This window comes from uncultured Maricaulis sp. (assembly GCF_947259345.1).
Lineage (GTDB): Bacteria > Pseudomonadota > Alphaproteobacteria > Caulobacterales > Maricaulaceae > Maricaulis.
Genome location: NZ_CAMYLS010000033.1, coordinates 182831 through 193441 on the forward strand (window position 1 = coordinate 182831; position 10611 = coordinate 193441).

Here is a 10611-nt window from a genome sequence, read left to right on the forward strand (position 1 = left end):
CCCATGACCAATCCGCTCACCGATCCACGCCTTGCCAATAACCGCTCCCTGATCGCGGCGATCTGTTGTGCGGCGGTGTGCGGGATCGTGTTCGGGCTTTCCATGCCGCTGGTTTCGCTACGGCTGGAGGGCATGACCTCCTCGGGTCTGATCGTCGGTCTAAATGGCGCAGCCGCAGCCGTCTCCACACTGGTCATGGCGCCCATCGTGCCGCGCCTGCTCTCGGTCCTGCCGGGGCGCGTGCTGATCGTGATCAGCCTGGTCCTTGCCGGCGCGCTGCATGCCCTCTTTCCGGTGTTCGAGAATGTACCGGCCTGGTTTGTTCTTCGCTTTGTCATGGGCTGCTTCATGACGGTGATCTTCGTGGTCTCGGAAACCTGGATCAACCAGATTGCCACGCCGCTGCGCCGGGCAACCATCCTCGGCATATACGGCACGGTCTTGTCCGGCGGTTTCGGGATTGGCGCCTTCCTCTTCGGCCAGCTGGGCACGGAGGGCGATGGTGGCTTTTACGCCGGCGGGCTGATCTTCCTGATTGGCGCCCTGCCCATCATCCTGCTGCAAGGGCCTGCCGCCCAGGCACCGGGCAAGGACGAAGCCTCACCGCGAGCCATATGGGGTGCGGCGACGGCCGCTCCCGCCGCAATTGGTGCCGCGCTGGCTTTCGGGGCGCTGGAAACCGTCCTCTTTTCCCTGGCCCCTGTTTATGGCGACCGGCTAGCTCTGAATGACCACGGCATCTCGATGGTTGCCATGGCGGCTGCTGCCGGTGCCCTGGCCTTCCAAATCCCGCTTGGCTGGATTGCCGACCGGACGGATCGGCGTGAAGCCCTGAAATGGATCGCGACCACGGCCGCAGTCACACCGCTCGCGATCTGGGCTGTGGGCGACTATCTGCCCGGCATGATGCTGCTCTTCTTCATTCAGGCCGGCGTCGCCTCGGGGCTTTACACCGTCGGCCTGGCCCTGGTCGGCGAACGCTTCTCCGGCGGTGCCATCGCGGCGGCCAATGCCGCCTTCATCTTCGCCTATGGCACCGGCTCGCTGATCGGACCGCCCGCCGGTGGCGTGGCCATGGACGGGCTGGGACCGTTCGGGCTGATGATCGTCATGGCCGCGATCGCCGCACTCTATGCAGCACTGGTCTGGAGACGTGCATCACAAACAGCCGGGAAGAGTTGACAGCGCCGCTACCGTGCGTATGTTCGCGCGCTCTCGCGTCGGCATGGGGCCGAATGCGCGCACACTCAAAGCACCAGGACATTTAGAGCCATGGCGAAGCCGACAACCATCAAGATCCGCCTGAACTCCACGGCTGGTACGGGTTACTTCTACGTGACGAAGAAGAATGCGCGCACCATGACCGAGAAGCTCGTGCTGAAAAAGTACGACCCGGTCGCTCGCAAGCACGTCGATTTCAAGGAAGCGAAAATCAAGTAAGACGGGTTTCCCGTCCGAACGATTTTCCCCGCTCGACCAACGAGTTTTGTCAGGCCGCGGCGTTGTCCGCGGCCTGAACTTGATTCCGGCCACCATCCTTCGCCACGTACAGCGCTTGATCGGCTCGCCGCAGGAGGCTGTCGAGCGCTTCCCCGCGCTGAGCCTGGGCCACGCCGATACTGACTGTGACTGGCACTTTGGTGCCATCCTTCAGGGCAAAGCCGCTCCCCGCGACGCTGGAGCGCAGGCGCTCGGCAGCAATCTCGGCTTCCGCCATGCCGGCACCCGGCATCACAACGACAAATTCTTCGCCACCATAGCGCGCCGCCAGATCGAGCGCGCGCAGCCCTGTGAGCAGGCGGCTGGAAAAGTCGCGCAGGACCTGGTCGCCGGCCTCATGGCCATGGCTGTCATTGATCGCCTTGAAGTGATCGATATCGGCCAGCAGCAGCGAGACCGGCGCGCCACCATTGCTGGCGCTGTCCATCGCCTGGCGCAGGCGTGAGGAGATGTAGCGACGATTATGCAGGCCGGTCAGCGGATCCGTGACTGCCAACTCCATGCCCTCGTCGAGATGCGAGCGCAGTCGGTCGGCATAGCGCTTACGGCGCAATTGCGTCCGCGCGCGCGCGGCCAGTTCGCCGGCGTCCACCGGGCGGTGAATGATATCGTTCACGCCCAGATCAAGCGCCCGCACGGCATGCTGCACATCGTCCGGCCGCACGATCGCGAGAATTGGCAATTGCCGGGTTGCGGCATCCGAGCGGACCCGGGCACACAGGCGCAGGCCATCATAATCATTGGCGGTCAGATCCACGATCAACAAGTCCGCAGCGTCACGGGCGGCAGCGATGGCAGCACCCGGTTCATGGACTTCCCGGACCTGGGCCTGCCCCGGCATGGCCGCGGCATAGCGCGTTGTGGCGCGCGGATCGGTACTGACTATGACGACGCGTGAGGCGCTGTCCACATCATCATGGATATCGCCGGCCAAGCCGGACATGGCCGAGCTCGACTCGCGATAACGCAACTCGTCCAGCACGGCCTTGAGACGCAGCAGGCTGCGCACACGGGCGAACATCGTGACATCGTCGATCGGCTTGGTCAGGAAATCATCGGCTCCGGCTTCGAGGCCACGAATCCGGTCTTCGCGCTGATCGAGCGCGGTCACCATGACGACGGGGATATGACGCGTGGTCGGGTCGTCCTTGAGACGTGAACAGGTTTCATACCCGTCCATCACCGGCATCATCACATCGAGGAGGATAAGGTCAGGCTGTTCAGCCTTGGCGACCTTGATCGCCTCTTCACCATTGCTGGCGGTGCAGACATCAAAATACTCGGCCTGAAGACGCGCCTCCAGCAGCCGCACATTGGCGGCCTGATCATCAACGACGAGAATACGCGCACTCATCGACGACCACCCCTAGTCGAGAAACTGACGAACCGTCTCGATGAAGGTCGCGACCGTGATCGGTTTGGACAGATAGGCCTCGCATCCGCCTTCGCGAATGCGTTCCTCATCGCCCTTCATGGCAAAGGCGGTCACTGCAACCACTGGAATGGCCGACAGGCTGTCATCATCCTTGAGCCATTTCGTGACTTCGAGGCCCGAGACCTCGGGAAGCTGAATATCCATGAGGATAAGGTCAGGCGTGTGTTCACGCGCCATTTCGAGCGCCTTGAAGCCATCCTTGGTCTGCAGGGTCTCGTAGCCATGAGCTTCCAGCAGATCGTTGAAGAGCTTCATATTGAGCTCGTTGTCTTCGACAATCAGGACCTTTTTGGGCATGACCTGCAGCATGTCGGTGACGCGCTTCCCGTTGTTTGCACGTGTTTTATCGTGCTTGTTGAACCCCGCATGCACTAAACCCGATTTTCCTTAACCAACCATGAGTCAAAGGCCACTTTTCGGGCGTTTCGGAACAAGATAAGAACAAAGCGAGCCAAAAAACTATATCGCAAGCGGCGAGGAAGGACGAAATGAATCGGATCGGCATCGACCTCGGTGGCACCAAGATCGAGGCCCGGCTCTTCAACGCTGGGGGCCGCGAACTGGCCCGCGAGCGCGTGGCAACCCCGCGCGCCTACGACCCCACCCTTAACACCTTGCGCACCTTGGTGACAGGCCTGGAGGCCATCTATGGCGACGCACGTGTCGGTGTCGCTCACCCGGGCTCTATCAGTCCGGCCAACGGACTGATGCGTAACGCCAATTCAGTCTGGCTGAATGGCAAACCCTTCGCCACCGACCTGTCCGACATACTCGGCCGGGAGGTTCGCCTCGCCAATGACGCCAATTGCTTTACCCTCTCCGAAGCCGTGGACGGCGCTGGTCGAGACGGGAAAGTCGTCTTCGGCGTGATCCTGGGCACCGGCGTGGGCGGCGGGCTTGTGATCAATCGACGTTTGCTGGAAGGCTCACAGGGCATTGCCGGTGAGTGGGGGCATAACCCCCTGCCCTGGCAAGGTCCTGACGAGCTTGACCCACCGACCTGCTGGTGCGGCAAGACTGGGTGTCTTGAAACATGGCTGTCCGGCCCCGGCCTCGCGAGTGATCATGCACGACGTCATGGCGGCGGCGAGACTGCGGAAGCGTTGTTTGCGGCAGCTGATAGCGGCGATGTCGCAGCGTCAGAGACAATCGCCCGCCACATCGGCCGCCTCGCTCGAGGTCTGGCGAGTGTCGCCAATATTCTGGATCCGGATATTATTGTGCTGGGCGGCGGCGTCTCGAATGCGCCGGGGCTTCCCGAACGCGTCGCTGCAGCTTTGCCGGAATGGCTCTTCTCCGATGTCTGTCGCACGCGAATTGTCCGCCACCAGCATGGCGATTCCTCCGGTGTGCGCGGAGCGGCCTGGCTGTGGAATGAAACGCCCGGAGACGCGATGTGAGCGAGCCGGGCTATTGCCGATCCTGTCTGCTTGCGCTGCCCGAAGCAGCCACGGCCTGCCCGTCCTGTGGCAGCCACCGACTATTGCGCCATGCCGAGCTGAACAGGCTGTCCATTGCGCATATCGACTGCGATGCCTTCTTCGCGGCGGTGGAAAAGCGCGACAATCCGGCGCTCGAGGACAAACCGGTCATCATTGGCGGCCAGCAACGCGGCGTGGTGTCGACCTGCTGCTATGTCGCGCGCCTCTATGGCGTGCACTCGGCCATGCCCATGTTCCAGGCCCTGAAGGCCTGCCCGGATGCGGTCGTGATCCACCCGGAGCATGGGAAATACACGCGCGAGGGCTATCGCATCCGGAACATGATGAAGGACATCACGCCGCTGGTGGAACCGCTCTCCATTGACGAGGCCTTCCTTGACCTGACCGGCACGACGCGGCTGCACGGCGCGCCGCCCGCCTTGACCCTGCTGCGCCTGCAACGACGAATAGAGGCGGAGGTCGGCATTACCGTCTCGGTTGGCCTCTCCTTCAACAAATTTCTGGCCAAGACCGCTTCCGATCTCGACAAGCCGAACGGCTTCGCCGTGATCGGCGAGGCCGAGGCACTGGACTTCCTCGCCCCGCGCCCGGTGCGCTCGATCTATGGTGTTGGCCCGGCCTTTGCCGCCAGGCTGGAGCGTGACGGGATCCGCACCCTGTCGGACATCCGCCGCCAGGGCGACAAGCGCATGGCCGACCGTTATGGCGATATGGGCTACCACCTTGCCCGCCTGTCGCGCGGCGAGGATCGGCGCCAGGTCTCCCCCGAACGCGAGCGCAAGAGCGTCTCTTCGGAAACCACCTTCAATGCCGATCATGATGACCGGGAGACGCTGGAGAAACACCTCTGGCGGTTGAGCGTGAAGGTCGCGGACCAGATGAAGGCCAAGCGGGTCTCCGGCCAGGTTGTGACGCTCAAACTCAAGACCGCGCAGTTCAAGACCCGCACGCGCCGCCGCACACTGAACGAGCCCAGCCAGCTCGCGGACACCCTGTTCCGGATCGGCCGGGACCTGCTCGAAAAGGAGGTCGACGGGACCCGCTACCGCCTGATCGGGATCGGCTTTTCCGGCCTGCGCGACGCCGTCGGCGATGCCGGTGACCTGCTCGACCCGCAAGCCATCCGTCGGGCGACCGCGGAACGTGCCATGGACAAGGCCCGCGAGCGGTTCGGCAGTGATGCGGTGGTGAAGGGTCGTGGCCTCAGCGCGAAGCCGAAGCCGAATCCGAAACCTGATCAAACCAGCTGAAAATCATCGGCCAGAAGGCCGACGCGCTCTTCTTGAAGGCGCCATGATGATCAACGCGTTCGGCCCCGATATCGGCCGGATCGAGCCGCAAATGCTCCGACGGCGCATTGGGGTATAGTTTCAGCAAGTCCTCAGCCGAGCGCCGGGCGCACAACCGGTCATCGGAAAAGCTCCAGGAGCGGATCGGCGCGGTTACCGCATCGAAATTGTGCGGCACCAACTGATCAAGGTAGTGACCAAAATAATCCGGCTTGGAGGCCCATTGCCGCCATTGCAGAAAAACATCACGTGGCAAAGCCGTCCCGCCCCAGATGCCGCCGGCCGGGATATGGTCGGTCAAGGCCAGGCAGGCCGGGCCATAGAGCAGCCAGAACATCAGGGCCGATGGGCGATAGGACGGCTCGTGCGCCCGCCAATACCCGGTCCCGACCGTGATGAAGGCATGCGCGAGTGGCGCGGTGGCATTGTCGGCAAAGCCGACAAGATGACCGCCCACCGAGTGGCCGATCGCAAAGAGCGGCTGGCCCGGCGCGAGCTCAGCGGCCCGGTCGAGCGCAGCGGCATGGTCGAGACGGCCCCAATCCACGATATCGGCCTTGAAGCCCCGCATCTGTTTGGGCGCCGAGCCTCCTATGCCGCGATAGTCATAAATCAGGCAGGCATAGCCCGCTTCCGCACCCGCCAGGGCAAGGCGCCGGTAAAGCCCTTTGGGAAAGCCGGTTCCCGACGAAATCAGAACAGCGCCGCGCGGTCGATCCGGCGTGATGATCCGGCCGGACAGCGAATATCCGTCGCGGGCATCGAATCGGATTTCATCTTCCTGGATCATCGTCATCATGGGTCCAGCATGCCGGATGACGCGCGCGTCAAGTCAAGCGCGCAGATTGCATGGGGCCAATACGCCGTTAATCTCCGCACCGACGTCACAGACTGGAGCCCGACATGTCCGCCATCGATACCCGCCTCGCCGACCTTGGCATCTCCCTGCCGGAGCCGGTCGCACCGGTCGCCAATTATGTGCCCTTCGTGCAGAGTGGCAGCCTTGTCTTCATTTCCGGTCAAATCTCGATCGGGCCGGACGGGCTGGTGAAGGGGACACTGGGTGCTGACATGGACGTCGCCGCAGGCCAGGCCGCGGCGCGCCTTTGCGCCATCAATCTTATCGCCCAACTGAAAGTCGCCTGCGGCGGTGACCTGTCGCGCGTCAATCGGGTGGTGAAGCTGGGCGGGTTTGTCGCCGCCACGCCGGATTTCACCGACATCCCGTTTGTCATCAATGGCTGTTCGGACCTGATGGTCGAAGTTCTGGGCGATGCGGGGCGCCATGCCCGCTCCGCCGTCTCCTGCCCGGTCCTGCCGCTGGGCGCAGCCGTCGAAGTGGACGGCGTGTTCGAGATCGCCTGACCTAGGCGCTCTGCGCCGGCCAGAGCCGGCCCGCGGTGATCAGGACGAACAGGCCGAATATCCATTGCAAAACGAGCTGATAGCTAGCGGCACTCATGCTCGGGAGGGTCCCGGCATAGGTGTTGCTGGCAAGGTCGGCGACCATGACCGCGACGCCCAACACGATGCCGGCCCGACGGGCCACAATCAGCAATAGGACCACCAGCGGATCAAGCACGGTCAAGCTCGTCCAGAAGGCATTCATCCAGAGCGGTGCGTAAGTGTAGGCGAATACGCCGCGCAAGAGGATGTCGGTCAGATGCGTAGCGGTACCGACCGCAAAGCCGAGACACCAGAGCAACAGGACCACCCGATCGAGCAGGGCTCGCGGCACCATCTCTCCTACCCTGCCATGACATGGCTGACGAAGATCGAAATCCCGATCGCCATCAAAACGATCCCGCCGGCGATTTCGGCGCCGCCGCCGAGGCGTTCGGCGACCCGCGGTCCGATCCGGTAGCCCAGGCTCGCCATCGCAAAGGACGTCAGGCCGATAATGAGGGCGGCCCAGACGGGAGCCCCGGCCAGCGCCAGCGCGATGCCCACAGCCGCCGCGTCAATGCTGGTGCCAAGCGCGGTCACCAGGGTTGCGACCAGACCCGTTGATGCGCCCACAGCCTTGTCATCCCCGCCTGCCGCGAGTCCGTTGCGGATCATCAGCCCGCCGATCGTAACCAGCAATACGAGCGCGATCCAGTGGTCCACGGCCATGATGAGGTCAGCCGTCACCAGCGCGAGGCTCCAGCCGAGCAGGCACATCGAGCCTTCCGCCAGGCCGAATACGGCCCCGACCCGCAAGGCCGTCAGTGTCCGGGTCTCACGGGCCGCGCTGCCCCGTGCGAGGGCAGCCGCAAAAGCGTCGGTCGACAGGGAGAGGCTCGTGACCAGGAGGGCGAAGGCATTCATGCGCGCTGCTTAGCGAGCGCCGGCTGGGCGGGCAAGCCAAGCCAGTCCGGCACACGCGGATTTTACACTGGCGCCCCTCGCCCCACCTCGATGGCTGGTCTAGATAGATGGCAAACACGGGAGGGTACTGCCCCATGCATCGCTTGTTCGCCATTTTCGCGGCCTCGGTCGCCCTGCTCGGCTGTCAGCAGCCGGCCGCTTCCGCCCAGCTGACAGAGCCGGAGCGCGACGAAGTTCGCGAGCTGGTGCGCGACTACATTCTGGAGAACCCGGAAATCATCGAGGAAGCGCTGATTGAGTTGCAGCGCCGGGCCCGCGCCCGCGAGATGCAAGCCGTCTACGACGCCGTCACGGCCAACCATGATGCCATCTACAATGATGACCGAGATCCGCGTCTGGGGCCCGATGACGCCGAGATCGTGATCGTCGAATTCATGGACTATAAATGCTCCTATTGCCGTGTCGCGGCGTCCTGGGTGGAGGATGTCCGCGAACGTTATGGCGATCGTGTCCAGATCCTGTTCAAGGAATATCCGATCCTCGGCGAGGATTCGACGGAGGCGTCCCGCGCCGCCCTCGCCGCGCTGCGCCAGGGCGAAGACGTCTATGCGGCCTTCCATATGGCCATGGTCAATTCGTCAGGCCCGCTGCCGGCGGCCCGCATTGACCAGCTGGCGACCGTCTCCGGCGTCGATGTCGCGCAAATGCGCGAGGACATGGCAGACCCGGCCATCATGGCGCATATCAACCAGGTCCGCTCGCTCGGTCGCGCCCTCAATGTGACCGGCACACCTTTCTTCATCGTCGATGGTGTGGTCGTGCCGGGGGCCAATGAAATGGCCCTGGACCAGGCGCTCGCCGAGGCGCTGCGAGGCTAGATCAGCCCCGACAGCGGACTGGACGGATCGGCATAGCGCTTCTTCGGCATACGACCGGCGAGATAGCTTTCGCGACCGGCAATGACCGCATGGCGCATCGCCCGCGCCATGCGGATCGGGTCTTTCGCCTCGGCAATGGCGGTGTTCATCAACACGCCGTCACAGCCCAGCTCCATCGCCACGGTGGCGTCTGACGCCGTACCGACACCGGCATCGACGATGACCGGCACCTGGGTCTGTTCGATGATCAGGCGGATATTGACCGGGTTCTGGATACCCAGGCCGGAGCCAATCGGCGCGCCCAGCGGCATGATCGCACAGCAACCGACCTCTTCCAGCTTCTTCGCGTAGACCGGATCGTCCGAGCAATAGACCATCACGTCGAACCCGTCCTTGATCAGCAGCTCGGCGGCGCGCAGCGTCTCGGCCATGTCGGGATAGAGATGTTTGGGGTCGGACAGGACTTCCAGCTTGACCAGATTCCAGCCGCCGGCCTCACGCGCCAGACGCAGCGTACGCACGGCATCCTCGCCGGTGAAACAACCCGCCGTATTGGGCAGGAAGGTGTAGTCGTCCGGGGAAATGAAATCGACCAGGCGCGGCTCGTCCGGATTGGACAGGTTCACGCGGCGGATGGCGACTGTGATCATCTCGGCGCCGGAGGCCTCGAGCGCCTGGGCATTCTGTGCATAGGTCTCGTACTTGCCCGTGCCGATGATCAGACGCGAGGTGAAGGTGCGGCCGGCCACGACCAGCGGCGTGTCCTCGAAAGGGGCCTCCACGGCCTGTACGTCATCCATCTCATCCACCTCCGACAAACGCGACAATTTCAATCCGGTCGCCATCGGCGAGCGCTGTCTCGTCATATTGCGAGCGCGGCACGATGGCCAGATTGCGCTCGACGGCGATCTTGCGGCCATCCAGGCCGAGGATCGTCACCAGCCCGCTCACACGGGTACCGGGCTCGACCTTGCGGCCTTCACCATTGACTGTCAGCTGCAGCATGGTCTTCGCTGGCCTTTCACTGAGTCCATCGTTAGACCCGTGGTAAATCCCGTAACGGCTGCAAAGCAAGGCCATGACCCAACCGATTCACATTCTCAACGGTCCCAACCTCAATCTCCTGGGCACACGCGAACCGGAAATCTACGGCGCGCTGACCCTGGATGAGATTGAACAGGCTTGCTCTGCACATGCCCGTAACTTGGGGTTCGACATCGTCTTTCGCCAGTCCAATCACGAGGGCGAGCTCATTGACTGGCTGCATGACGCAAACGTCAATGCGAGTGCAGTGGTTTTCAATCCGGCTGCATTTACGCATACATCGGTCGCTTTGCATGACGCGGTTCGCGCTATAGAACCTCCCGTCATCGAAGTTCACTTGAGTCAGACGGCAGCACGCGAAGCATTCCGGCACTATTCCTATATCGCCCTTGCGGCTCGCGGATCGATTACCGGTCTGGGACTGCAGAGCTATCTGCTGGGTATCAATGCGGCTGTCACCTGTCTCGGCAACTGACGGAACCAAAGGCCTTACATCATGAGTTCTGATTCCCGACCCCGCTCCCCGATCAGCGCGAAACTCGTCCGCGAGCTGGCCGACATTCTTCGTGAAACCGATTTGTCGGAAATCGAAGTCGAGCGCGGCGACCTGCGCCTGAAGATCGCCCGTCAACTCACGGCCGCGCCGGTCGTGCACAATGTCGCGGCTCCGGCTCCCGCAGCGGCACCCGCTGCAGCACCGGCCGCCGCGCCGG

General features: G+C 63.2%; 14 protein-coding genes and 1 pseudogene. 8 read left to right on the forward strand and 7 right to left on the reverse strand.

All coding sequences use genetic code 11. The features are described 5' to 3' along the window. Window positions 1-3: 3 nt before the first annotated feature. The gene (locus Q0X62_RS15335; RefSeq protein WP_297737862.1) at window positions 4-1182 is read left to right on the forward strand and encodes an MFS transporter; all 1179 of its coding nucleotides are present in this window, start codon (window positions 4-6) and stop codon (window positions 1180-1182) included. Between the two features lie 90 nt (window positions 1183-1272). Continuing rightward, window positions 1273-1440, forward strand: a complete 168-nt coding sequence (rpmG, locus tag Q0X62_RS15340) for a 50S ribosomal protein L33 (protein ID WP_011643217.1) — start codon at window positions 1273-1275, stop codon at window positions 1438-1440. Between the two features lie 49 nt (window positions 1441-1489). Here the strand turns inward: rpmG and Q0X62_RS15345 are convergent, their stop codons facing one another. Both Q0X62_RS15345 and Q0X62_RS15350 read right to left on the reverse strand, forming a co-directional pair. Beyond that, window positions 1490-2854, reverse strand: coding sequence for a PleD family two-component system response regulator (locus Q0X62_RS15345; RefSeq protein ID WP_297737864.1), 1365 nt, complete (start codon window positions 2852-2854; stop codon window positions 1490-1492). Window positions 2855-2866: 12 nt separating this feature from the next. Then, the gene (locus tag Q0X62_RS15350; protein ID WP_075190891.1) at window positions 2867-3244 is read right to left on the reverse strand and encodes a response regulator; all 378 of its coding nucleotides are present in this window, start codon (window positions 3242-3244) and stop codon (window positions 2867-2869) included. A gap of 179 nt (window positions 3245-3423) precedes the next feature. Here Q0X62_RS15350 and Q0X62_RS15355 point away from each other — a divergent pair, with 179 nt between their 5' ends. Beyond that, window positions 3424-4335, forward strand: a complete 912-nt coding sequence (locus Q0X62_RS15355; RefSeq protein ID WP_297737871.1) for an ROK family protein — start codon at window positions 3424-3426, stop codon at window positions 4333-4335. Next, on the forward strand, window positions 4332-5627 hold the full coding sequence (locus Q0X62_RS15360) for a DNA polymerase IV (protein ID WP_297737874.1): 1296 nt from the start codon (window positions 4332-4334) through the stop codon (window positions 5625-5627). The genes Q0X62_RS15355 and Q0X62_RS15360 overlap by 4 nt, the downstream gene beginning before the upstream one ends. On the opposite strand, the gene Q0X62_RS15365 is transcribed toward Q0X62_RS15360, so the two are convergent. After that, window positions 5581-6465 carry an alpha/beta hydrolase gene (locus tag Q0X62_RS15365; protein ID WP_297737877.1) on the reverse strand — a complete coding sequence of 295 codons (885 nt, stop codon included), beginning with the start codon at window positions 6463-6465 and terminating at the stop codon, window positions 5581-5583. The two genes, Q0X62_RS15360 and Q0X62_RS15365, sit on opposite strands and share 47 nt — an antisense overlap. A 104-nt stretch (window positions 6466-6569) precedes the next feature. Between Q0X62_RS15365 and Q0X62_RS15370 the strand changes: the two genes are divergently transcribed. Then, on the forward strand, window positions 6570-7031 hold the full coding sequence (locus tag Q0X62_RS15370; protein ID WP_297737880.1) for a RidA family protein: 462 nt from the start codon (window positions 6570-6572) through the stop codon (window positions 7029-7031). Between the two features lies 1 nt (window position 7032). On the opposite strand, the gene Q0X62_RS15375 is transcribed toward Q0X62_RS15370, so the two are convergent. After that, window positions 7033-7407, reverse strand: a complete 375-nt coding sequence (locus tag Q0X62_RS15375; RefSeq protein ID WP_297737883.1) for a hypothetical protein — start codon at window positions 7405-7407, stop codon at window positions 7033-7035. Between the two features lie 5 nt (window positions 7408-7412). Beyond that, a complete protein-coding gene (locus tag Q0X62_RS15380) occupies window positions 7413-7976 on the reverse strand; it encodes a manganese efflux pump (RefSeq protein ID WP_297737886.1) in 564 nt (187 codons plus the stop codon). 134 nt (window positions 7977-8110) lie between these two features. On the opposite strand from Q0X62_RS15380, the gene Q0X62_RS15385 reads away from it, so the two are divergent. Next, the gene (locus Q0X62_RS15385) at window positions 8111-8854 is read left to right on the forward strand and encodes a DsbA family protein (protein ID WP_297737889.1); all 744 of its coding nucleotides are present in this window, start codon (window positions 8111-8113) and stop codon (window positions 8852-8854) included. Here the strand turns inward: Q0X62_RS15385 and Q0X62_RS15390 are convergent. After that, window positions 8851-9654 (reverse strand): thiazole synthase, encoded by an 804-nt coding sequence (locus Q0X62_RS15390; RefSeq protein WP_297737892.1) that lies wholly within the window; start codon window positions 9652-9654, stop codon window positions 8851-8853. The genes Q0X62_RS15385 and Q0X62_RS15390 overlap by 4 nt on opposite strands. Window position 9655: 1 nt before the next feature. Continuing rightward, window positions 9656-9856: a sulfur carrier protein ThiS gene (gene thiS / locus Q0X62_RS15395; RefSeq protein ID WP_366946184.1), complete on the reverse strand. Its 201-nt coding sequence runs from the start codon at window positions 9854-9856 to the stop codon at window positions 9656-9658. A 76-nt stretch (window positions 9857-9932) separates the two neighbouring features. Between thiS and aroQ the strand changes: the two genes are divergently transcribed. Together aroQ and Q0X62_RS15405 are read left to right on the forward strand one after the other, a co-directional pair. Beyond that, window positions 9933-10373, forward strand: coding sequence for a type II 3-dehydroquinate dehydratase (gene aroQ, locus Q0X62_RS15400; RefSeq protein ID WP_297737898.1), 441 nt, complete (start codon window positions 9933-9935; stop codon window positions 10371-10373). A 21-nt stretch (window positions 10374-10394) separates the two neighbouring features. Next, window positions 10395-10611 (forward strand): annotated as a pseudogene (locus tag Q0X62_RS15405) (acetyl-CoA carboxylase, biotin carboxyl carrier protein); the annotation flags it as partial.

Excerpts from the sequence above, each read along its gene's own strand:
- Q0X62_RS15335 (WP_297737862.1), top strand. The coding sequence starts at position 4 with ATGACCAATCCGCTCACCGATCCACGCCTTGCCAATAACCGCTCCCTG.
- rpmG (WP_011643217.1), top strand. The coding sequence starts at position 1,273 with ATGGCGAAGCCGACAACCATCAAGATCCGCCTGAACTCCACGGCTGGT.
- Q0X62_RS15345 (WP_297737864.1), bottom strand. The coding sequence starts at position 2,854 with ATGAGTGCGCGTATTCTCGTCGTTGATGATCAGGCCGCCAATGTGCGG.
- Q0X62_RS15350 (WP_075190891.1), bottom strand. The coding sequence starts at position 3,244 with ATGCTGCAGGTCATGCCCAAAAAGGTCCTGATTGTCGAAGACAACGAG.
- Q0X62_RS15355 (WP_297737871.1), top strand. The coding sequence starts at position 3,424 with ATGAATCGGATCGGCATCGACCTCGGTGGCACCAAGATCGAGGCCCGG.
- Q0X62_RS15365 (WP_297737877.1), bottom strand. The coding sequence starts at position 6,465 with ATGATGACGATGATCCAGGAAGATGAAATCCGATTCGATGCCCGCGAC.
- Q0X62_RS15370 (WP_297737880.1), top strand. The coding sequence starts at position 6,570 with ATGTCCGCCATCGATACCCGCCTCGCCGACCTTGGCATCTCCCTGCCG.
- Q0X62_RS15375 (WP_297737883.1), bottom strand. The coding sequence starts at position 7,407 with ATGGTGCCGCGAGCCCTGCTCGATCGGGTGGTCCTGTTGCTCTGGTGT.
- Q0X62_RS15380 (WP_297737886.1), bottom strand. The coding sequence starts at position 7,976 with ATGAATGCCTTCGCCCTCCTGGTCACGAGCCTCTCCCTGTCGACCGAC.
- Q0X62_RS15385 (WP_297737889.1), top strand. The coding sequence starts at position 8,111 with ATGCATCGCTTGTTCGCCATTTTCGCGGCCTCGGTCGCCCTGCTCGGC.
- Q0X62_RS15390 (WP_297737892.1), bottom strand. The coding sequence starts at position 9,654 with ATGGATGACGTACAGGCCGTGGAGGCCCCTTTCGAGGACACGCCGCTG.
- aroQ (WP_297737898.1), top strand. The coding sequence starts at position 9,933 with ATGACCCAACCGATTCACATTCTCAACGGTCCCAACCTCAATCTCCTG.